At 58.8% G+C, this 22,202-nt stretch carries 22 protein-coding genes; 16 read left to right on the top strand and 6 right to left on the bottom strand.

What is annotated here, in order from left to right; genetic code table 11:
• The first annotated feature begins 9 nt into the window (after positions 1-9).
• The 15 genes from atpH to AC6BYQ_RS13675 all read left to right on the top strand — a co-directional run bounded on the left by atpH (position 10) and on the right by AC6BYQ_RS13675 (position 15,953).
• Positions 10-543 carry a F0F1 ATP synthase subunit delta gene (gene atpH / locus AC6BYQ_RS13605; protein WP_025160298.1) on the top strand — a complete coding sequence of 178 codons (534 nt, stop codon included), beginning with the start codon at positions 10-12 and terminating at the stop codon, positions 541-543.
• Between the two features lie 12 nt (positions 544-555).
• Complete coding sequence (gene atpA, locus AC6BYQ_RS13610; protein WP_004933808.1) at positions 556-2,097, top strand: F0F1 ATP synthase subunit alpha; 1,542 nt, start codon at positions 556-558, stop codon at positions 2,095-2,097.
• Between the two features lie 59 nt (positions 2,098-2,156).
• Positions 2,157-3,020 carry a F0F1 ATP synthase subunit gamma gene (gene atpG, locus AC6BYQ_RS13615; RefSeq protein WP_004933811.1) on the top strand — a complete coding sequence of 288 codons (864 nt, stop codon included), beginning with the start codon at positions 2,157-2,159 and terminating at the stop codon, positions 3,018-3,020.
• A gap of 32 nt (positions 3,021-3,052) precedes the next feature.
• Complete coding sequence (gene atpD, locus AC6BYQ_RS13620) at positions 3,053-4,435, top strand: F0F1 ATP synthase subunit beta (protein ID WP_004933813.1); 1,383 nt, start codon at positions 3,053-3,055, stop codon at positions 4,433-4,435.
• A 20-nt stretch (positions 4,436-4,455) separates the two neighbouring features.
• Complete coding sequence (locus tag AC6BYQ_RS13625) at positions 4,456-4,875, top strand: F0F1 ATP synthase subunit epsilon (protein WP_004933814.1); 420 nt, start codon at positions 4,456-4,458, stop codon at positions 4,873-4,875.
• Between the two features lie 290 nt (positions 4,876-5,165).
• Positions 5,166-6,539 carry a bifunctional UDP-N-acetylglucosamine diphosphorylase/glucosamine-1-phosphate N-acetyltransferase GlmU gene (gene glmU / locus AC6BYQ_RS13630; RefSeq protein WP_025160297.1) on the top strand — a complete coding sequence of 458 codons (1,374 nt, stop codon included), beginning with the start codon at positions 5,166-5,168 and terminating at the stop codon, positions 6,537-6,539.
• Positions 6,540-6,691: 152 nt separating this feature from the next.
• Positions 6,692-8,521 carry a glutamine--fructose-6-phosphate transaminase (isomerizing) gene (gene glmS / locus AC6BYQ_RS13635; protein ID WP_432525835.1) on the top strand — a complete coding sequence of 610 codons (1,830 nt, stop codon included), beginning with the start codon at positions 6,692-6,694 and terminating at the stop codon, positions 8,519-8,521.
• A gap of 336 nt (positions 8,522-8,857) precedes the next feature.
• Positions 8,858-9,898 carry a phosphate ABC transporter substrate-binding protein PstS gene (pstS, locus tag AC6BYQ_RS13640; protein WP_063918282.1) on the top strand — a complete coding sequence of 347 codons (1,041 nt, stop codon included), beginning with the start codon at positions 8,858-8,860 and terminating at the stop codon, positions 9,896-9,898.
• A 90-nt stretch (positions 9,899-9,988) separates the two neighbouring features.
• Positions 9,989-10,945: a phosphate ABC transporter permease PstC gene (pstC, locus tag AC6BYQ_RS13645; RefSeq protein ID WP_004933822.1), complete on the top strand. Its 957-nt coding sequence runs from the start codon at positions 9,989-9,991 to the stop codon at positions 10,943-10,945.
• A 1-nt stretch (position 10,946) separates the two neighbouring features.
• Positions 10,947-11,837 carry a phosphate ABC transporter permease PstA gene (gene pstA, locus AC6BYQ_RS13650; protein WP_019455481.1) on the top strand — a complete coding sequence of 297 codons (891 nt, stop codon included), beginning with the start codon at positions 10,947-10,949 and terminating at the stop codon, positions 11,835-11,837.
• A 54-nt stretch (positions 11,838-11,891) separates the two neighbouring features.
• A complete protein-coding gene (gene pstB, locus AC6BYQ_RS13655; RefSeq protein ID WP_016929614.1) occupies positions 11,892-12,662 on the top strand; it encodes a phosphate ABC transporter ATP-binding protein PstB in 771 nt (256 codons plus the stop codon).
• 11 nt (positions 12,663-12,673) lie between these two features.
• Positions 12,674-13,408 (top strand): phosphate signaling complex protein PhoU, encoded by a 735-nt coding sequence (gene phoU / locus AC6BYQ_RS13660; RefSeq protein WP_004933833.1) that lies wholly within the window; start codon positions 12,674-12,676, stop codon positions 13,406-13,408.
• A gap of 168 nt (positions 13,409-13,576) precedes the next feature.
• Positions 13,577-14,416 (top strand): ABC transporter substrate-binding protein, encoded by an 840-nt coding sequence (locus AC6BYQ_RS13665; RefSeq protein WP_019455482.1) that lies wholly within the window; start codon positions 13,577-13,579, stop codon positions 14,414-14,416.
• Between the two features lie 81 nt (positions 14,417-14,497).
• On the top strand, positions 14,498-15,211 hold the full coding sequence (locus tag AC6BYQ_RS13670; protein ID WP_019455483.1) for an amino acid ABC transporter permease: 714 nt from the start codon (positions 14,498-14,500) through the stop codon (positions 15,209-15,211).
• Between the two features lies 1 nt (position 15,212).
• Positions 15,213-15,953: an amino acid ABC transporter permease gene (locus AC6BYQ_RS13675; RefSeq protein WP_019455484.1), complete on the top strand. Its 741-nt coding sequence runs from the start codon at positions 15,213-15,215 to the stop codon at positions 15,951-15,953.
• Here the strand turns inward: AC6BYQ_RS13675 and yieH are convergent.
• Positions 15,950-16,618 carry a 6-phosphogluconate phosphatase gene (gene yieH / locus AC6BYQ_RS13680; protein ID WP_498057032.1) on the bottom strand — a complete coding sequence of 223 codons (669 nt, stop codon included), beginning with the start codon at positions 16,616-16,618 and terminating at the stop codon, positions 15,950-15,952. The genes AC6BYQ_RS13675 and yieH overlap by 4 nt on opposite strands.
• 46 nt (positions 16,619-16,664) lie before the next feature.
• Positions 16,665-17,069 carry an NUDIX hydrolase gene (locus AC6BYQ_RS13685; RefSeq protein WP_019455486.1) on the bottom strand — a complete coding sequence of 135 codons (405 nt, stop codon included), beginning with the start codon at positions 17,067-17,069 and terminating at the stop codon, positions 16,665-16,667.
• A gap of 233 nt (positions 17,070-17,302) precedes the next feature.
• Here AC6BYQ_RS13685 and AC6BYQ_RS13690 point away from each other — a divergent pair, with 233 nt between their 5' ends.
• Positions 17,303-18,640, top strand: coding sequence for an NCS2 family permease (locus tag AC6BYQ_RS13690; protein ID WP_004933851.1), 1,338 nt, complete (start codon positions 17,303-17,305; stop codon positions 18,638-18,640).
• Positions 18,641-18,675: 35 nt separating this feature from the next.
• Here the strand turns inward: AC6BYQ_RS13690 and AC6BYQ_RS13695 are convergent, their stop codons facing one another.
• From AC6BYQ_RS13695 to AC6BYQ_RS13710, 4 genes are all read right to left on the bottom strand, one after another.
• Positions 18,676-19,728, bottom strand: coding sequence for an alpha/beta hydrolase (locus tag AC6BYQ_RS13695; RefSeq protein WP_063918281.1), 1,053 nt, complete (start codon positions 19,726-19,728; stop codon positions 18,676-18,678).
• Between the two features lie 77 nt (positions 19,729-19,805).
• Complete coding sequence (locus tag AC6BYQ_RS13700) at positions 19,806-20,372, bottom strand: NADPH-dependent FMN reductase (protein ID WP_019455489.1); 567 nt, start codon at positions 20,370-20,372, stop codon at positions 19,806-19,808.
• A 162-nt stretch (positions 20,373-20,534) separates the two neighbouring features.
• Entirely contained in the window at positions 20,535-21,260 is a 726-nt protein-coding gene (locus tag AC6BYQ_RS13705) for a 4'-phosphopantetheinyl transferase family protein (protein WP_019455490.1), read from the bottom strand.
• Positions 21,261-21,393: 133 nt separating this feature from the next.
• Positions 21,394-22,194 carry an MBL fold metallo-hydrolase gene (locus tag AC6BYQ_RS13710; protein WP_063918280.1) on the bottom strand — a complete coding sequence of 267 codons (801 nt, stop codon included), beginning with the start codon at positions 22,192-22,194 and terminating at the stop codon, positions 21,394-21,396.
• Positions 22,195-22,202 lie beyond the last annotated feature (8 nt).

The raw sequence follows: 22,202 nt of genomic DNA on the forward strand, positions 1-22,202 counted from the left end.
GAGGGGCTGATGTCTGAATTTGTAACTGTAGCTCGCCCCTACGCCAAAGCAGCTTTTGACTTTGCCGTTGAGCACCAAAGCGTAGAGCGCTGGCAGGACATGCTGGCGTTTGCGGCTGAAGTCACTCGCAATGAACAGATTTCTGAACTGCTGTCTGGCGCGGTTGCGCCAGAAACGCTGTCCAAGACGTTCATCGCGGTTTGTGGCGATCGGCTCGACGAACATGGCCAGAACTTTATCCGTGTAATGGCCGAAAATGGACGTTTACTGGTTCTTCCTGCCGTGCTGCAGCAGTTCATCGAACTGCGCGCCTCGCTGGAATCCACCGTCGAAGTCGAAGTGCTCTCTGCGAGCGCGCTGAGCGACGAACAGCAGGCGAAAATCGCCGCTGCGATGGAAAAACGTCTGTCACGCAAAGTTAAGCTGAATTGCAAAATTGACAAGTCTGTACTGGCCGGCATCGTTGTTCGCGCCGGCGATATGGTGATTGATGGCAGCGTTCGCGGTCGTCTTGAACGCCTGACAGACGTCTTGCAGTCTTAAGGGGACTGGAGCATGCAACTGAATTCCACCGAAATCAGCGAACTGATCAAGCAGCGCATTGCTCAGTTCAATGTAGTGAGCGAAGCTCACAATGAAGGTACTATCGTTTCCGTCAGCGACGGGATCATCCGCGTACACGGCCTGGCCGAAGTTATGCAGGGCGAAATGATCGCGCTGCCTGGCAACCGTTACGCAATCGCATTGAACCTGGAGCGCGACTCCGTCGGTGCCGTGGTCATGGGGCCGTACGCGGATCTGGCCGAAGGCATGAAGGTGAAATGCACCGGCCGTATCCTGGAAGTTCCAGTCGGTCGTGGTCTGCTGGGCCGCGTAGTTAACACCCTGGGCGCACCAATCGACGGCAAAGGCCCGATTGAGAACGACGGTTTCTCTCCGGTAGAAGCTATCGCGCCAGGCGTTATCGAGCGTCAGTCCGTTGATCAGCCGGTTCAGACTGGCTACAAATCCGTTGACGCCATGATTCCAATCGGCCGTGGCCAGCGTGAGCTGGTGATCGGTGACCGTCAGACCGGTAAAACCGCGCTGGCGATCGATGCGATCATCAACCAACGCGACTCCGGCATCAAATGCGTTTACGTGGCTATCGGCCAGAAAGCGTCCACCATCGCTAACGTGGTGCGCAAACTGGAAGAGCACGGCGCACTGGCCAACACCATCGTGGTAGTGGCGACCGCTTCCGAGTCTGCTGCACTGCAATACCTGGCGCCATACGCCGGTTGCGCAATGGGCGAATACTTCCGTGACCGCGGTGAAGATGCGCTGATCGTGTACGATGACCTGTCCAAACAGGCCGTTGCTTACCGCCAGATTTCCCTGCTGCTTCGCCGTCCGCCAGGTCGTGAAGCTTACCCAGGCGACGTATTCTACCTGCACTCCCGTTTGCTGGAGCGTGCAGCGCGCGTTAACGCCGAATACGTTGAAGCCTTCACCAAAGGTGAAGTTAAAGGCCAAACCGGTTCATTGACCGCTCTGCCGATCATTGAAACCCAGGCGGGTGACGTTTCCGCGTTCGTTCCGACCAACGTAATCTCGATTACCGATGGTCAGATCTTCCTGGAATCCAACCTGTTCAACTCCGGTATTCGTCCGGCAGTTAACCCGGGTATCTCCGTATCCCGTGTTGGTGGCGCCGCGCAGACCAAGATCATGAAGAAACTGTCCGGCGGTATCCGTACCGCGCTGGCGCAGTATCGTGAACTGGCTGCGTTCTCCCAGTTCGCATCCGATCTGGACGACGCGACCCGCAAACAGCTGAGCCACGGTCAGAAAGTGACCGAGCTGCTGAAACAGAAACAGTATGCGCCGATGTCGGTCGCACAACAGTCTCTGGTGCTGTTTGCCGCAGAACGCGGTTACCTGAACGACGTCGAAGTCGCCAAAGTGGTGAGCTTCGAAGCCGCGCTGGTAGCCTATGCGGACCGCGAGCACGCCGAGCTGCTGAACCACATCAACCAAACTGGCAACTTCAATGATGAGATCGAGGGCAAGTTGAAAGACATCCTCGAGACCTTCAAGAAAACCCAGTCCTGGTAACGCCGAACGGTCCTGCTGTTGAAAGACAGCAGGCCGTCTGGCACTGAGGAGAAGCAGAGATGGCCGGCGCAAAAGAGATACGTAGTAAGATCGCTAGCGTGCAAAACACGCAAAAGATCACTAAAGCGATGGAAATGGTCGCCGCCTCCAAAATGCGTAAATCGCAGGATCGCATGGCGGCCAGCCGTCCTTATGCAGAGACCATGCGCAAAGTGATTGGTCACCTTGCGTTAGGGAATCTGGAGTACAAGCACCCGTACCTGGATGAGCGTGACGTTAAGCGCGTCGGGTATCTGGTGGTGTCTACTGACCGTGGTCTCTGCGGCGGCTTGAACATCAACCTGTTCAAAAAGCTGCTGGCGGAGATGAAAGCCTGGTCCGAAAAAGGCGTCGAAACCGATTTGGCGCTGATTGGCTCTAAAGCGGCCTCTTTCTTTGGTTCCGTGGGCGGCAACGTAGTTGCCCAGGTGACCGGCATGGGGGACAAACCTTCCCTGTCGGATCTGATCGGGCCGGTGAAAGTGATGCTGCAGGCCTACGACGAAGGTCGTTTGGACAAGCTGTACATTGTCAGCAACAAATTTGTTAATACGATGTCCCAAGAGCCGCAGGTGCTTCAGCTGCTGCCGTTACCGCCAGCCGATGACGAAGAGCTGAAGAAAACGCCTTGGGATTACCTGTATGAACCCGATCCAAAAGTGCTGCTTGATACCTTGCTGCGCCGCTATGTGGAGTCGCAGGTTTATCAGGGCGTCGTGGAAAACCTGGCCAGCGAGCAGGCCGCACGAATGGTCGCGATGAAAGCCGCAACCGATAACGGCGGTAGCCTGATCAAAGAGCTGCAGTTGGTATACAACAAGGCGCGTCAGGCCAGCATCACTCAGGAACTCACCGAGATCGTTTCGGGAGCCTCCGCGGTTTAAGCTAGGTTTACGAATTACGTAGAGGATTCAAGATGGCTACTGGAAAGATTATCCAGGTAATCGGCGCCGTGGTGGACGTCGAGTTCCCTCAGGATGCCGTACCAAAAGTGTACGATGCCCTTGAGGTAGAAAACGGCACCGAAAAACTGGTGTTGGAAGTTCAGCAACAGCTGGGCGGTGGCGTGGTTCGCTGTATCGCAATGGGGACCTCCGACGGTCTGCGTCGCGGTCTGAAAGTGAACAACCTGGACCACCCGATTGAAGTGCCGGTGGGTAAAGCGACCCTGGGCCGTATCATGAACGTATTGGGTCAACCGATCGACATGAAAGGCGACATCGGCGAAGAAGAGCGTTGGGCGATTCACCGCGCGGCACCAAGCTACGAAGAGCTGTCCAGCTCCCAAGAACTGCTGGAAACCGGTATCAAGGTAATGGACCTGATTTGTCCATTCGCCAAGGGCGGTAAAGTCGGTCTGTTCGGCGGTGCGGGCGTAGGTAAAACCGTAAACATGATGGAGCTGATCCGTAACATCGCGATCGAGCACTCCGGTTATTCCGTGTTTGCGGGCGTGGGCGAGCGTACTCGTGAGGGTAACGACTTCTACCACGAAATGACCGACTCCAACGTTCTGGACAAAGTATCCCTGGTTTACGGCCAGATGAACGAGCCACCAGGTAACCGTCTGCGCGTTGCGCTGACCGGTCTGACCATGGCGGAGAAATTCCGTGACGAAGGCCGCGACGTTCTGCTGTTCGTTGACAACATCTACCGTTACACCCTGGCTGGTACCGAAGTGTCCGCACTTCTGGGCCGTATGCCATCCGCGGTAGGTTATCAGCCAACGCTGGCGGAAGAGATGGGCGTTCTGCAAGAACGTATCACTTCGACCAAGACCGGTTCGATCACTTCCGTACAGGCCGTTTACGTTCCTGCGGATGACTTGACTGACCCGTCTCCAGCCACCACCTTTGCGCACTTGGACGCAACCGTGGTACTGAGCCGTAACATCGCTTCTCTGGGTATCTACCCGGCCGTTGACCCGCTGGATTCCACCAGCCGTCAGCTGGATCCGCTGGTAGTTGGCCAGGAGCACTACGACGTAGCGCGTGGCGTGCAGTCCATTCTGCAACGCTACCAGGAACTGAAAGATATCATCGCGATCCTGGGTATGGACGAGCTGTCTGAAGAAGACAAACTGGTCGTATCCCGTGCGCGTAAGATCCAACGCTTCCTGTCTCAGCCGTTCTTCGTGGCAGAAGTCTTCACCGGTTCTCCGGGCAAGTTCGTATCGCTGAAAGACACCATCCGTGGTTTCAAAGGCATTATGGACGGCGACTATGACCACCTGCCGGAGCAGGCGTTCTACATGGTTGGCACCATTGAAGAAGCAGTGGAAAAAGCCAAGAAACTGTAACGCCTTGAGAGGAGGGTGATATGGCTATGACTTACCATCTGGATGTAGTCAGCGCGGAAAAACAGATGTTTTCCGGCCTGGTGCAGAAGATCCAGGTGACAGGCAGCGAAGGTGAACTGGGGATCTTCCCTGGCCATGCGCCGCTGCTGACTGCCATCAAGCCTGGCATGGTGCGTATTGTTAAGCAGCACGGTGAAGAAGAGTTCATCTACCTGTCCGGCGGCATCCTCGAGGTGCAGCCGAGCGTGGTTACCGTGCTGGCGGACACTGCTATCCGTGGTACTGACCTCGACGAAGCGAGAGCGTTGGAAGCTAAGCGTAAAGCTGAAGAACACATTCGCAGCTCTCATGGCGATGTCGACTATGCTCAGGCATCCGCTGAACTGGCGAAAGCGATCGCAAAACTGCGCGTTATCGAGCTCACCAGAAAAGCGATGTAATGTTTGGGTGCTTAGCACCCAACTTTAAGAAAGCGGCCTATAGGGTCGCTTTTTTTTTACTTTAAAATAAGCATTTCAGCCCGGCGTGCAGAGTGGTGTATAACCCCTGATATCGGGAAAGAAACGTCGCCGATCGCCGACAATTTTTTCGCCCCGGCGCCGAATTGGCCGCGATAGCGGCAGGCCAAGGCCCACGCGGTCTGCGCCGGGTTCGTGCAGAGAAATATGTAGTAATATCGTCGCTAAACGGTTTTACTTTCGTCTATCAAAATGGAGTTATCAGGTTGCTTATGTCGAACAGCGCAATGAGCGTGGTTATCCTCGCCGCGGGCAAGGGTACGCGCATGTATTCCGATCTTCCCAAAGTGTTGCACCCGTTGGCCGGTAAGCCGATGGTGCAGCACGTCATTGACGCCGCGATGAAGCTGGGTGCGCAACAGGTTCACCTGGTATACGGCCACGGCGGCGATCTGTTGAAAAGCACGTTGACTGACGGCGCGCTGAACTGGGTACTGCAGGCCGAGCAACTGGGTACCGGTCATGCAATGCAGCAGGCCGCGCCACATTTTGCCGACGATGAAGACGTGCTGATGCTGTACGGCGACGTGCCGTTGATCTCCGTCGATACGCTGCAACGCCTGTTGGCGGCCAAGCCGCAGGGCGGCATCGGCCTGCTGACGGTCAAGCTGGATGACCCGAGCGGCTATGGCCGCATCGTTCGCGAGAACGGCGACGTGGTGGGCATCGTAGAGCATAAAGACGCCAGCGAAGCGCAGCGTCAAATCAACGAGATCAATACCGGCATCCTGGTGGCGAATGGTCGAGATCTGAAACGCTGGCTGGGAATGTTGAATAACGACAACGCCCAGGGCGAGTTTTACATTACCGATATCATTGCGTTGGCCCATGCCGACGGCAAGAAAATCGAAGCCGTGCACCCGTCGCGTCTGAGCGAAGTGGAAGGCGTGAACAACCGCCTGCAGCTGGCGAGCCTGGAGCGTGTATTCCAGTCGGAACAGTCTGAAAAACTGCTGTTGGCCGGTGTGATGCTGCTGGATCCGGCGCGTTTCGATCTGCGCGGGGAACTTGTTCACGGTCGCGACATCACTATTGATGCGAACGTGATTATCGAAGGCCGCGTCAAGCTGGGCGACCGGGTGAAAATCGGCGCCGGCTGCGTGCTGAAAAACTGCGTGATCGGTGATGACTGCGAGATCAGCCCTTACAGCGTGCTGGAAGACAGCGTGTTGGCAGCCGAGTGCACCGTGGGGCCGTTCGCCCGCCTGCGCCCTGGCGCGGAGCTGGCGGCAGGTGCTCACGTCGGCAACTTCGTGGAAATGAAGAAGGCGCGTCTGGGCAAAGGCTCCAAGGCCGGTCACCTCAGCTACCTGGGCGATGCCGAAATTGGCGATGACGTGAATATTGGCGCCGGCACCATCACCTGCAACTACGATGGCGCCAACAAGCACAAGACGCTGATCGGCGACGGCGTGTTCGTCGGTTCCGATACTCAGCTGGTGGCGCCGGTGTCGGTCGGCAAAGGCTCCACCATCGCCGCCGGCACCACGGTGACGCGCGATATCGCCGAGAACGAACTGGTGCTGAGCCGCGTCAAGCAGGTGCACATTCAGGGCTGGCAACGTCCGGTGAAGAAGAAGTCATAGTGTGTTTTGCGTTGGGCTCCGTTCACGAGCCCAATACAAAACATAATAATCCCCACCATCTACAGGCTCGGGGCTGCACGGTAAAAACCGGCAAAAATCAGGTCAAGGCATCGAAAACGCCCATGAAGGGCGTTCATTAGGAATATAACTGAATGTGTGGAATTGTAGGCGCAGTAGCGCAACGTGATATCGCAGAAATTCTGTTGGAAGGTTTACGTCGTCTCGAGTACCGCGGTTACGACTCCGCCGGTCTGGCGGTGGTTGATGAGCAAGGCAACGTCAGTCGCCTGCGTCGCGTAGGCAAGGTGCAAAAACTGGCCGAAGCGGCGGAGCAGACCGATCTGCACGGCGGTACCGGCATCGCTCACACCCGTTGGGCAACGCACGGTGAACCGACCGAAGCGAACGCGCACCCGCATGTTTCCGATTACATTACCGTGGTGCATAACGGCATCATCGAAAACCACGAACCGCTGCGCGAACTGCTGATCGAACGCGGTTACCGCTTCAGTTCTGAAACCGATACCGAAGTGATCGCCCATCTGGTGCACTGGGAACAGCTGCAGGGCGGTACGCTGCTGGAAGTGGTTCAGCGTGTGATCCCGCAGCTGCGCGGTGCCTACGGCACCGTGGTGATGGACAGCCGCGATCCGAGCGTGCTGGTCGCTGCGCGCTCCGGCAGCCCGCTGGTTATCGGCCGCGGCGTCGGGGAAAACTTCATCGCTTCCGATCAGCTGGCGCTGCTGCCGGTGACTCGCCGCTTCATCTTCCTGGAAGAGGGCGACGTGGTGGAAGTAACTCGCCGCACCGTCAACATCTTCGACAAGCAGGGCAACGCCATCGAGCGCCCTGAGATCGAATCCCAGGTGCAGTATGACGCCGGCGACAAAGGCGCTTACCGCCACTACATGCAAAAAGAGATCTACGAACAGCCGCTGGCGCTGAAAAACACCCTGGAAGGGCGCTTCAGCCATGGCCAAATCAACCTGAGCGAGCTGGGCCCACACGCCGACGAGTTGCTGGCCAAGGTGCAGCACGTGCAGATCATCGCCTGCGGGACGTCTTACCACTCCGGCATGGTGGCGCGTTACTGGTTCGAAGCGCTGGCCGGCGTGCCGTGCGACGTCGAGATCGCGTCCGAATTCCGTTACCGCAAATCGGCAGTGCGTCCGGGCAGCCTGATCATCACCCTGTCGCAGTCCGGCGAAACCGCCGACACCCTGGCGGCGCTGCGTCTGTCCAAAGAGCTGGGCTATCTCGGTTCGCTGGCCGTTTGTAACGTTGCCGGCTCTTCGCTGGTGCGCGAATCCGATCTGGCGCTGATGACCAAAGCCGGTACGGAAATTGGCGTCGCCTCAACCAAAGCCTTCACCACTCAGCTTACCGTGCTGTTGATGCTGGTGGCGCGCCTGGGCCGCCTGAAAGGCATGGCGGAAAGCGTGGAGCAAGAGATCGTGCACGGCTTGCAGGCGCTGCCGGCGCGTATCGAGCAAATGCTGTCGATGGATAAACAGATCGAAGCGCTGGCGGAAGGTTTCTCCGACAAGCACCATGCGCTGTTCCTCGGCCGCGGCGATCAGTATCCGATCGCCATGGAAGGGGCGCTGAAGCTGAAAGAGATCTCCTATATTCATGCCGAAGCTTATGCGGCGGGCGAGTTGAAACACGGCCCACTGGCGCTGATCGATGCCGATATGCCGGTGATCGTCGTGGCGCCGAACAACGAACTGCTGGAAAAGCTGAAGTCCAACATTGAAGAAGTGCGCGCGCGCGGCGGTCAGCTGTACGTGTTCGCCGATCAGGACGCCGGTTTCGTCAGCAGCGAAGGCATGACCATCATTCCTCTGCCGCACGTCGAGGAAATCGTGGCGCCTATCTTCTACACCGTGCCGTTGCAGCTGCTGTCTTACCACGTGGCGCTGATCAAAGGCACCGACGTTGACCAGCCGCGTAACCTGGCGAAGTCTGTCACCGTAGAGTAATTTGCCGCAGGTAAACTGCAAAAGCCGGCCTTCGCGCCGGCTTTTTTCATGAGCAGCGTAAAAGATGACGGCGAGGTTGATTCGGCGATAAAGGTTGTCATATTCAAGCGGATAGGTCGCGCCAAAACGGTTTTTTTATTGTTTGGCAATTGCGCTGTTTTTAATCTAACGAATTGATTTGTAAGTAAACAAACACCACCCAGATAGGCTGTAATATAACTGTCATATTGCGTACATTTTTCTGTCACCAAACTGTCCTATTTTCCCTCCTGCAGCAATACTTACTCTGATTAAAACGACTCGAAGTCGATTTTAAATATCCCATTAGGAGGGATTATGAAACTGATGCGTACCACCGTCGCCAGTATTGTGGCAGCGACCTTCTCCCTGACCGCCGTGTCCGCGTTCGCTGCTGCCAGCCTGACCGGTGCAGGTGCGACATTCCCCGCTCCGGTTTACGCCAAGTGGGCAGATTCTTATCAGAAAGAAACCGGCAATAAAGTTAACTATCAGGGCATCGGCTCCTCTGGCGGCGTGAAGCAAATCGTGGCCAACACCGTTGACTTTGGCGCCTCCGACGCCCCGCTGTCTGACGACAAGCTGGCGGCCGATGGCCTGTTCCAGTTCCCGACCGTGATCGGCGGCGTGGTGCTGGCCGTGAATATCCCGGGCATCAAATCCGGCGAACTGACTCTGGACGGTAAAACCCTGGGTGATATCTACCTGGGCAACGTCAAAAAATGGAACGATCCGGCTATCACCAAGCTGAACCCTGGCGTGAAACTGCCTGACCAGAACATCGCCGTGGTGCGCCGCGCCGACGGTTCCGGCACCTCGTTCGTGTTCACCAGCTACCTGTCCAAGGCCAACGCGCAGTGGAAAGAGAAGATTGGTGCCGGTTCTACCGTTAACTGGCCGACCGGTCTGGGCGGCAAAGGCAACGACGGCATCGCCGCCTTCGTTCAGCGTCTGCCTGGCTCTATCGGCTATGTAGAATACGCGTACGCCAAGCAGAACAACCTGGCTTACACCAAGCTGATTTCCGCCGACGGCAAGCCGGTCAGCCCGACCGAAGAGAGCTTCAGCAACGCCGCCAAAGGCGCGGATTGGAGCAAAACCTTCGCTCAGGATCTGACCGATCAGAAAGGCGACAACGTGTGGCCAATCACCTCCACCACCTTCATTCTGGTGCACAAAGAGCAGAAAAATCCTGCTCAGGGTGCCGAAGTGCTGAAGTTCTTCGACTGGGCCTACAAAACCGGCGGCAAACAGGCTAACGAGCTGGATTACGCCACCCTGCCGAAAGAAGTGGTTGAGCAGGTGCGTGCAGCCTGGAAAACCAACGTAAAAGACAGTTCAGGTAAAGCGCTGTACTAACAACGCAGGGGCGCGGGTTCGCCGCGCCCCACAAGTTCTTCAGGCTCCAATCCCGGTTGGGGCTGCCAGGGTTCAAACAGAGAGTAATCTATGGCTGAGTACAAGCCGACCATCAAAGCACCGGGCAAAAACGGTGACATCATTTTCAGCGCGCTGGTGAGACTGGCTGCGCTGATTACCCTATTGTTGCTGGGCGGCATCATCGTTTCGCTGATCTTCGCCTCCTGGCCAAGCATGCAGAAATTCGGCTTCGCTTTCCTGTGGACCAAAGAGTGGGATGCGCCGGCGGAGCAGTTCGGCGCGCTGGTGCCGATCTACGGCACCGTGGTCACCTCGCTTATCGCGCTGATCATCGCCGTGCCGGTCAGTTTCGGCATCGCGCTGTTCCTGACCGAACTGGCGCCGAACTGGTTGAAGCGGCCGCTGGGCATCGCCATTGAGCTGTTGGCGGCCATTCCGAGCATCGTCTACGGCATGTGGGGCCTGTTCGTGTTCGCCCCGCTGTTCGCCGAATATTTCCAGACGCCGGTGGGCGAAGTGCTGTCGGGCATTCCGATCGTCGGCGAGCTGTTCTCCGGCCCGGCCTTCGGCATCGGCATCCTGGCCGCCGGGGTGATCCTGGCTATCATGATCATTCCTTACATCGCCGCGGTGATGCGCGACGTGTTCGAACAGACCCCGGTGATGATGAAAGAGTCGGCCTACGGCATCGGCTGCACCACCTGGGAAGTCATCTGGCGCATCGTGCTGCCGTTCACCAAAAACGGCGTTATCGGCGGCGTAATGCTGGGCCTGGGCCGCGCGCTGGGGGAAACCATGGCGGTGACCTTTATCATCGGCAACACCTACCAGCTCGACAGCGCTTCGCTGTATATGCCGGGCAACAGCATCACCTCGGCGCTGGCCAACGAATTCGCCGAAGCCGAGTCCGGCGTGCACACCGCCGCGTTGATGGAGCTGGGCCTGATTCTGTTTGTTATCACCTTTATCGTGCTGGCGCTGTCGAAACTGATGATCATGCGTCTGGCCAAGAATGAGGGGCGTTAACATGGCGACGATGGATATGCAAAACGCAGTCGTGCTGGCGGAAAGCCGCCGCAAAATGCAGGCCTGGCGCCGGCAGAAAAACCGCCTCGCGCTGTTCTTGTCGATGGCGACCATGGCGTTCGGGTTGTTCTGGCTGATCTGGATCCTGATTGCCACCGTCACCAAAGGCTTCGACGGCATGTCGCTGGCGCTGTTCACCGAGATGACCCCGCCACCGAACACCGCGGGCGGCGGCCTGGCCAACGCCATCGCCGGCAGCGGCCTGCTGATCCTGTGGGCGACCATCTTCGGTACGCCGCTCGGCATCATGGCCGGCATCTATCTGGCGGAATACGGCCGCAAATCCTGGCTGGCGGAAGTGATCCGCTTTATCAACGACATTCTGCTGTCCGCACCGTCGATCGTGGTGGGCCTGTTCGTTTACACCATCGTGGTGGCGAAGATGGAACACTTCTCCGGCTGGGCCGGCATCGTGGCGCTGGCGCTGCTGCAGGTGCCGATCGTCATTCGCACCACCGAGAACATGCTGAAGCTGGTACCGGATACGCTGCGCGAGGCCGCCTACGCTCTGGGCACGCCGAAATGGCGCATGATTTCCGCCATCACGCTGAAGGCGTCGGTGTCCGGCATCATCACCGGCGTGCTGCTGGCGATTGCGCGCATCGCGGGGGAAACGGCGCCGCTGCTGTTCACCTCGCTGTCGAACCAGTTCTGGAGCACCGACCTGATGCAGCCGATCGCCAACCTGCCGGTGACCATCTTCAAATTCGCCATGAGCCCGTTCGCCGAATGGCAACAGCTGGCCTGGGCCGGGGTACTGTTGATCACCCTGTGCGTACTGTTACTGAATATCCTGGCGCGCGTGATTTTCGCCAAGAAAAAGCATTCATAAAATTTTGAGCGCCGCTTTGGCGGCGCTGATGAAAAGAGAGAAGTCTTGATGAGTATGGTTACTGACGCTTCCAGCAGCAAAATTCAGGTACGCGATCTGAACTTCTACTATGGCAAATTCCATGCGCTGAAGAACATCACGCTGGATATTGCCAAGAACAAGGTCACCGCGTTTATCGGCCCGTCCGGCTGCGGCAAATCCACCCTGCTGCGTACCTTCAACAAGATGTACCAGCTGTACCCGGAACAGCGTGCGGAAGGCGGCATCCTGCTGGATGGCCAGAACATCCTGACCGACAACTCGGATATCGCGCTGCTGCGCGCCAAGGTCGGCATGGTGTTCCAGAAGCCGACGCCGTTCCCGATGTCGATTTACGACAACATCGCCTTCGGCGTTCGCCTGTTTGAAAAGCTGTCGCGCGCCGATATGGACGAGCGCGTACAGTGGGCGCTGACCAAAGCGGCGCTGTGGAACGAAACCAAAGACAAGCTGCACCAGAGCGGCTACAGCCTCTCCGGCGGCCAGCAGCAGCGTCTGTGCATCGCCCGCGGCATCGCCATTCGTCCGGAAGTGTTGTTGCTGGATGAGCCTTGCTCGGCGCTGGATCCGATCTCCACCGGCAAGATTGAAGAGCTGATCAGCGAGCTGAAGGCCGACTACACCGTGGTGATCGTGACGCACAACATGCAGCAGGCGGCGCGTTGCTCCGACTCTACCGCATTTATGTACCTGGGCGAGCTGATCGAGTTCAGTGATACTGATAACCTGTTCACTGCGCCGCAGAAAAAGCAGACTGAAGACTACATCACTGGCCGTTATGGTTGATAGGAAGCATCATGGATAACCTGAATTTAAACAAACACATTTCCGGCCAGTTCAACGCAGAGCTTGAGCATATCCGCACCCAGGTGCTGACCATGGGCGGGCTGGTGGAGCAGCAGCTGACCGACGCCATCACCGCGATGCACAATCAGGATGGCGAGCTGGCCAAGCGCGTGATCGAAGGCGACGCCAAGGTCAACATGATGGAAGTGGCGATCGACGAAGCCTGCGTGCGCATCATCGCCAAACGCCAGCCGACCGCCAGCGATCTGCGCCTGGTCATGGCGATCATCAAAACCATTTCCGAGCTGGAACGCATCGGCGACGTGGCGGACAAAATCTGCCGCACTGCGCTGGAGAAGTTCTCGCACCAGCACCAGCCGCTGCTGGTGAGCCTGGAGTCGCTGGGGCGCCACACCGTGCAGATGCTGCACGACGTGCTGGACGCCTTTGCGCGCATGGATCTGGACGAGGCGATCCGTATTTACCGCGAAGATAAAAAGGTCGACCAGGAATACGAAGGCATCGTGCGTCAGCTGATGACCTACATGATGGAAGACTCGCGCACCATTCCGAGCGTGCTGACCGCGTTGTTCTGCGCCCGTTCTATCGAGCGCATCGGCGACCGCTGCCAGAACATCTGCGAATTTATCTTCTATTTCGTCAAAGGGCAGGATTTCCGTCATCTGGGCGGCGACGCCTTGGAAAAGCTGCTGTCTCCAGGCGGTAAAGACGAAAAGGACGACTAACCCTTTCCGGGTAATATCCTTCGAAGGCGCGGTTTCCCGCGCCTTTATTCCATCTTCAGCGCGTAAAGATAAAAAGGTTATAAATATAGCTTTTTATATTATTTCCTGACCTATGTGGCGCTTGCTAGCTTATCCGCCAGCAGGACATCAACCACTTAGGAGCTCTCTATGAAACATCGCGCTTTGGCCTTAACGTTGTTAGCCAGTCTGACCGGCCTCGCCGCCGGCGCCGCGCACGCGGACAAACTTGACGATATCAAGCAAGCCGGCGTGGTGCGCATCGCGGTGTTCGACAGCAACCCGCCGTTCGGCTACATCGATCCGCAGAGCAAGAAGCTGGTGGGTTACGATGTGGATGTCGCCGACGCGATCGGCAAAGCGCTGGGCGTGAAAGTGGAGCTGCGCGCCACCAACCCGGCTAACCGCATTCCGCTGCTGGTGTCGAAGAAGGTTGACCTGATCGCCGCCAACTTCACCATTACCGACGAGCGCGCCAAGGAAGTGAACTTCAGCGTGCCGTATTTCGCCACCGGCCAGAAATTCATCGCTCGCAAAGGCGTGCTGAAAACGCCGGAAGACATCAAGAAGCTGCGCATCGGCGCGGACAAGGGCACGGTGCAGGAAATCACCCTGCGCGAGCGTTTCCCGACGGCGAAAGTGATCTCCTACGATGACACCCCGCTGGCGTTCGTGGCGCTGCGCAATGGCAACGTACAGGCGATCACTCAGGACGACGCCAAGCTGGTTGGCCTGCTCGGCAATCTGCCGGCGGCACAGAAGGCCGAGTTTGAGATTTCGCCGTTCAGCCTGACCAAAGAGTATCAGGGTGTCGGTATTCCCAAAGGCGAAGATCGCCTGACCGCCGCGGTGAACGAGACGTTGATCAAGCTGGAAAAAGACGGTGAAGCGGTTAAGATTTACGATCGCTGGTTCGGGCCGGAAACCCAATCCGCCCAGCCGCGCGGCGATTTCAAAATCGCGCCTTTGGATCAGCAACCGAAAGCCTGATGTAACCGCGCGCGGTGAGATCGGTACGGAGGGGCGCAGCTTGCTGCGCCCCTGATGCATTCTGCAAGACAAGGATTGAACATGAACCTGGACTGGCTGCTGGCGCCGCAATACCTGAGCTGGCTGTGGCACGGTTTTCTGCTGACGCTGTGGCTTTCCGCCTGCGCGGGCCTGGCGGCCACGTTGCTGGGTTTTGTGCTGGCGGCGATGCGCGACAGCAGCCTGCGGCCGTTGCGCTGGCTGGCGATGGGCTACAGCTCGCTGTTTCGCAATACGCCGCTGCTGGTGCAGCTGTTCTTCTGGTACTTCGCCGCCGGGCAGATCCTGCCTTCCGCCGCCATGCAGTGGCTGAACAGCACCCATCAGGTCGGCCCGCTTGAGTGGCCGTCGTTCGAGTTTCTCGCCGGTTTCTTCGGCCTGACGCTCTATTCCACCGCCTTTATCGCCGAAGAGATCCGTTCCGGCATTCGCGGCGTCGCCGGCGGGCAGAAATATGCCGCTCAGGCGCTGGGGCTGACCGGTTGGCAGGCGATGCGCTACGTGGTGCTGCCGCAGGCGCTGAAAATCGCGCTGCCGCCGCTGCTGGGCCAATACATGAACGTAATCAAAAACTCGTCGCTGACCATGGCGATCGGCGTTGCCGAACTCTCTTACGCTTCGCGTCAGGTCGAAACCGAAACGTTGCGCACCTTCCAGGCGTTTGGCGTGGCGACGGTGCTGTATATCGCCATTATCGCGCTGCTGGAAGGCTGGGGCATGTGGCGCCAACAGCGTAAACCGCTGGGAGGACATTGAGATGGATTTCAGCGTGATTCACGATAACCTGGGCTATCTGCTGTGGGGCACCTGGCCGGACGGGCCGCTGGGTGGCGCAGCGCTGACGTTGGCGATCAGTCTGATGGCCGGCGTAGCCTCGGCGGTGCTCGGTACCTTACTCGGCGTGGCGCTGGCGATGTCGCGCGGCGTGGCCGCCGGGCTGCTGGCGGCGCTGCTGGGCTTTTTCCGCGCTATTCCGGTCATCATGCTGATCTTCTGGACCTATTTCCTGCTGCCGATGGTGTTTGGCGTCGAGATCCCGGAAATCACCACCGTGGTGTGCGCGCTGGCGCTGATCGCCTCAGCCTATTTGGCCCACGCGGTGAAAGCCGGCATCGCCGCCATCGGCCCCGGCCAGTGGCAGGCCGGGCTCTCTCTGGGGCTGACCCGCTGGCAGACGCTGCGCATGATCGTGCTGCCGCAGGCGCTGCGCATGATGGTGCCGTCGTTCATCAACCAGTGGATCTCCCTGATCAAAGACACCTCGCTGGCTTATATCGTCGGCGTTGGCGAACTGACCTTCCTGGCGACTCAGGTCAACAACCGCAGCATGGTCTACCCGATGGAAGTGTTCCTGTTCGTGGCGCTGGTCTATTTTGTGTTCTGCCTGGCGCTCGACCTGCTGGCCAACGCGGTCAACCGCCGCTTCGGCGCACAAACCCGCGCGCTGAAGCGGTCCTGGCGCTGGTGGCGCAACAAACCGCCGTTGCCGGCCAGTTAATCGGCCGTCAGCCGCCAGCCGCGTTCACGCCACAGCGCGGGCAGCTGAGCCAAATCGTCGAACGTCGTCACCAGCGGGTGGTCGATCGGCGGGTTATGCGGATCGGCGCAGAAGTAAAATACCGGAATGCCGGCGGCGATCCCGGCCTGCGCGCCGGCGGGCGAGTCGTCTACCAGGAGACAGCGCGTCACCGGCACCTGCATCTGTTCGGCGGCGTGAAACACGATCGCCGGATCCGGCTTCCAGCGCTGAATGTCATAGCCGCTGAACAACCGGTCATCAAAATAGGGCAGCATGTCGGTCAGGCCGAGCGAGTGCTGCATCTTGCTGACCGGCCCATTGGAGACGGTGCAGATTGGCACCGTCACCTGCGCCAGCAACTCGCGGGCGCCGGCGATCTGCTGCAGCTCGCTGTCGAACAGCCGCGCCACTTCCTGCCGATACAGCGGTTCCAGCGTCTCTTTTGCCAGATCGGTGCCCTGCTCGGCGTTGACCCGATCGATGATCTCGTACAGTTTCACCCCTTTGTATTTCTTGAACACCTCTTCCAGCGACAGATGAATGCCGTAGTGGGCGAACATGTGCACATAGGCTTTGCTGCACAGCACTTCGCTGTCCACCAGCGTGCCGTCGCAGTCGAACAAAATGCAGTCAATCTGATTCATGCGGGACAGGTTCCTTCGGGTTAGCGCCGCTGGCGGTGCTCAGCGATCACTTGATCAGGTTACGCGCCTTGAGATCGTGCAAAATCAGCGCGGCGACATGTGAGCAATGCGGCAGATCGCGGCTGTCGCACCATCTCAGTTCGGCGATTTCGGCGGCCGGCTGCAGCTGCCCGGTAAAGCCGGCCTGGTAGCAGCGAATGCGCACCTGGGTGCCGTCCTGCTTGCCGTCTGCCGGGCCGGAGAACTCGCCGTAAAACGCGATGGAGTTCGGCTGCAGCGCGACGGTCAGCTCTTCGTCGATTTCGCGGCACAGCGCCTGTTCGTCGGTTTCACCCGCTTCGCGCTTTCCGCCAGGCATATAAAACAGCGTCTTATTGTGTGAGCGCACCAGCGCCACTTTGTCATCTTTCAGCGCGATCAACGCGAGCTTATCGATAAAGGTCGAAGACATGCGGGTTCCTGTTTCTTAACGGATGAGGAAAGAGGGGGCGATAGGCCATTTTATCGGCCGTGCCGACAAACGGCAACGCAATGGGCGGTCAGGGGATGAATGTCTGTAAATACAAGCCGTTGACACGTTTAGCCGTAAAGACGGCGAAAAAAACCGGTGTTCGGCGTCAAAAGCCCCACTTTTTGTTATAGGATAGCCGGCGACTGTCCATTCCCATTTTCGGAATTCTGATAATGACCAAACCAGTATCTGGCCTTGACGCTGAGCAAGGCTTGCTTGGGCGCGTGTTTAAACTCAAGCAACATGGCACGACGGCGCGTACGGAAACGATTGCCGGTATCACCACCTTCCTCACCATGGTGTATATCGTGTTCGTTAACCCGCAAATTTTGGGCGCGGCGGGCATGGATACCCAGGCGGTATTTGTCACCACCTGTTTGATCGCCGCCTTCGGCAGCATCTTCATGGGGCTGCTGGCGAACCTGCCGGTGGCGCTGGCGCCGGCGATGGGCTTGAACGCCTTCTTCGCCTTCGTGGTGGTCGGGGCGATGGGCATCTCCTGGCAGGTGGGCATGGGCGCCATCTTCTGGGGAGCGGTCGGCCTGCTGCTGCTGACCATTTTCCGCATTCGCTATTGGATGATCGCCAATATTCCGGTCAGCCTGCGGGTCGGCATCACCAGCGGCATCGGCCTGTTCATCGGCATGATGGGGCTGAAAAACGCCGGCATCGTAGTGGCCAACCCGGACACCCTGGTGACCATCGGTAGCCTGACCTCGCACAACGTGCTGCTGGGGGCGCTCGGCTTCTTCATCATCGCCGTGCTTTCTTCGCGTAACTTCCACGCGGCAGTGCTGGTGTCGATCGTGGTCACTACCCTGATCGGTTGGATGCTGGGCGACGTGAAATACGGCGGCCTGTTCTCGCTGCCGCCGAGCATTACCTCGGTGGTGGGCCAGGTCGACGTGGCCGGCGCGCTGAACATCGGGCTGGCCGGGGTCATCTTCTCGTTTATGCTGGTGAACCTGTTCGACTCCTCCGGCACGCTGATCGGCGTCACCGATAAAGCCGGTCTGACCGACAACCAGGGCAAGTTCCCGCGCATGAAGCAGGCCCTGTACGTAGACAGCATCAGCTCAGTGGCTGGTTCGCTGGCGGGCACTTCTTCCGTGACCGCTTACATCGAAAGCTCGTCCGGCGTCGCCGTCGGCGGCCGCACCGGTTTGACGGCGGTGGTCACCGGCCTGCTGTTCCTGCTAGTGATCTTCCTGTCGCCGCTGGCGGGCATGGTGCCGGCTTACGCCGCCGCCGGCGCGCTGATCTACGTCGGCGTGCTGATGACCTCCAGCCTGGCGCGGGTGAAGTGGGACGATCTGACCGAAGCGGTTCCGGCGTTTGTTACTGCGGTGATGATGCCGTTCAGCTTCTCGATCACCGAGGGCATCGCGCTCGGCTTTATCTCCTACTGCGTGATGAAGCTGGGTACCGGCCGCTGGCGTGAAATCAGTCCGTGCGTGGTGGTCGTGGCGCTGCTGTTCGTGCTGAAGATCGTCTTCGTCGACGGCCATTGATCGCTAAAGGGCCGACTGCGGTCGGCCCTGAATCCCTAGACGCCCGGCGTCGCATCCGGCGCCTGATCCAACACCCACTGCAATGGCCGCCTGAAGCGCGCCTGCCAGCTGCCGGCGGCATCCTCTCCCTGGGCGAAGTGCAGCGTCTGCACCTGATTCTCCTCCCCGAACAGATTGGCGAAATGTAGCGCCAGCGCCTGTTCGCTGAAGTTTTGCCGATCGTAATACGCCATCACGATTTTCTTTTGCGCCGCCAGCGACTGCTGGGCGGGTTTGATTTCGCCGTGGGGGGCGATCAGCAGCGCACCGGCGTAAAACTGCGGGTATTTCGCGAGCAGGTTAGCGGCGTGCAGCGCGCCCTGGCCGCGGGCGCTGAGGTAAATCCGTTGGGGATTCAGCTTTAGCTGCGGGGCCAGCTGTTGCACCGTGCGCTGCAGGGCGGTTTGGGTGCTCTCGTCGCTGTAATTTGACCAGCGGAAGCTGTTTTCCGACAGCATCTGCGTGCCGTTGATCTCGATGTAGGCCACGCCCATTTCGCCGAACAGCAGCCGCTCCTCGGGGCTGATGGCGGCGGCTTTGCCGTAGGTATGCAGGAAGATCACCGTTGGCCAACCTGCGGGCGGCGCTTCGCCGTCCGGCACCGCGTAGCTGGCTTTGCCTTCATACTGGCGTGCGTGCTGCAGATAGCGCGCTTTGGTGGCGGCCAAAATGGATTGGTAAGTGGCGGAGTGTTGGATGCTGTTGAAGGCGTCGTCCTCCAGCAGGTTGTAGTAGTACCACAGGCCGCGGTCGGCGCTCAGCTGCAGGTAACGCTCCGCCAGCTCGGTTTGCCCTTTCTCCGCCGACGACACCGCCAGTTGGTAGGGTGCCCAGACGTTGCGGCCGTCTTCGCGCATCAGCGTCAGGTACAGCGACATGGCGCCGAGCTTTTTATCTTCCTGGTTTTGCGCGGATCGCGACAGTTGGGCGTTGAGCGCGCTGTGCGCAGGCAGCTCCAGCGGCTCTTCACCGGCGGGATAACGCATGTCTGCGGCGAAAGCGGGACTGGTGATGGCAACAAAAAATAACGCTAAAATGAAAAAATACATGATGCTATGGCTTTAATTTCTAATGAATTGACGGACTTCATGTCCTGTTGCGGCGCCCGGCAGGCGCCGCGAGACCTTCACTCCACGCGGCGAATAAAATCGCTGAATGCGGACAGCTGGCCAGTCAGGAAATCCAGCGTTCCCTGATCGCTCAGTTCACCAGCCTGTTCATCCACCTTGCTCTGGATCACACCGCCCATAAACTCAGGCTTGTTCATTACCATCGCATCGAGGAACACCAGGATCTGGCGCAGGTGATATTGGCAGCGCGCGCCGCCGATCGGCCCCATCGAACTGGTTTGAATGGCGACCGGCTTACCGGCCAGCGGCTGATTCGGCAAGCGCGACAGCCAGTCGATGGCGTTTTTCAACCCGCCGGGCACGGAATAGTTGTATTCGGGGGTAACGATGATCACGCCGTCGGCCTGGCGGATCTGCTCGGCGATCGCCTCGACCGCGGCAGGGAAACCTTCACCCTGCTGCAGGTCGGCATCGTACAGAGGGATATCGCGGATGGAAGGCAGCGCTTCAATGGTGACGCCCTGCGGAGCCAGGCCTGGCAAGGCGCGGGCCACCATGGCGTTGTAGGAGCCTTTGCGCAGGCTGCCGAGCAGAGTGACGATTTTTAAGGCTTGGTCTGACATGGTGATTCTCCCTTTCGAATGAGCAGATTCAGCGAACAACATGGGCGAATAGTAGGCTAAAGCTCGGGTCGAGAATAGGCGATTGCTCAACATTTAGCTGTTTTTACAATTTAATGCAGAAACTCGTGCGGCAAAGACAAGTGCTGTCCGCTTTGCACCGCCTTAACCGGGCGTCGTCAGGCCCGTCAATTTGACGAAACGCGAGGACGCCGCCGGACTGCGCGGCGAGATCTCCCCGTCTTTGCGCAAACCGTGGCGCTCTTCGTAGCGCCAGCACAGCAGGCGATCCAGGCTAGGGCTGCCGGCGCACGCCCAGCTCAGGTATTCGTCGGCGTCGCTCATCACCTGAACGTCCGGCGTGGCGCTGGAGCGCAGGTGACCGGAGAAGGGATGCAGACGCAGCGTCGATTGGCCGCTGTTGCCGAGGCCGGAAATTTTCAGCACGCTTTGCCGGATGCTCCACAGCTGAGTCTCCGCTTCCAGCCGATCGTCCTGTGCGCCGATCCAGGCGTTTTCCGCCGGCGTCTGGTGCGCGTGTTGCAACGCGCTTTGCCGGGTGCCGCGCGCGCGCATCACTTCGATATCCAGGCCAACTTTGCCTTCGTCGCTCAGCAGCACGCCCACGGTGTTGCTGGCGTAAGCGAGGCTGAAATCGGGCAGTTGATGATCGGCGAAGCAGGGGCGCCCGGTCGGGGTGGTGGCGATGGGGGGCAGCGTCGGCAGGCCGTACAGATAGAACATCATTTCGGCGAGCAGAATGCGCCCTTGCAGGTAGCGCGTGCGGCGTTTAACGGAAAAGGTGCGGGTGGCGGCAATCACTTCGTCGGAGAGTCTCTGGGTATCCAGGACGGCGGAGGCCGGGGTCCATCGGGCAAAATGACACGCCATTGTTCACTCCATTACAGAGGGTCGCTAAGAACGCAGGGGTGTTAGATTAAGACTAAGTTGAGGATTTATCATCAAAAAACACTATGCGTTTTATCCGATTTGTTGCCAATTTCAGTGATGAGCGGCGCAGGCGTTATTCCAGGATCCAGCTATCGCCGGTGGCCGGCGCGATCCCTTCCGGCAGCCATAGCCGACCCCACGCGCCGGTACAGTGGCAGCCCATGATCTTTTCCGGCTGATGCTGCTTTAAAAAACGGCGGACGCGCCAGAGGGTACGCGGAGAAGCGCAACGCAGATGAAAACCGCCAATCAAGGCGTGGATCCGATCGATCCCGGTGATTTTCTGGCAGTGGCGCACAATATTCACGATCCCGCGATGCCCGCAGCCGGTCACGATCACCAGACCGCGATCCGATTTGTAAATCAGCACCCCTTCGTCGATAACGTAATCCACCGCCGCGTTTTCCCCGGTAATCACCCCGTAGGCGCGCGGTGCGGGCACGGCAATTTCACCTGACCACATAAAGCGATCGCCGATCGCCAGCGGCGTGCGGCTGTAGTGCATGTTATGGCGCGAGTAGTCGATGTCCAAAGAGAGCTTTTTGATTTTGTGGGTGTGGCCCAGCACTTTCAGCGCCGCATAGCGCTCATCGCCGACCTGCGGGTGGCAGATGATGCGGCTGTTGTCCGGCAGCCAGGCGACGCCGCCGCAGTGATCATAGTGGCCGTGGGAGAGCACCGTCGCGGTGATGCGGGAGAGATCGACGCCCATCAGCGCCGCATTGCGCAGGAAGCTGTCGTCGGGGCCGGTGTCGAACAGTATGGAGGTCGTCTCGTCCTCAATCAGCAGGCTTAATCCGGCCTTGGCCTGCAATAGCGGGTTGGCGCCGGCGGCGCGGCGGTTTTCCAGCAATACCTTGAGGGTTAACGCCATGTTGACTC

The organism is Serratia sp. LTN-2 (genome assembly GCF_059740205.1).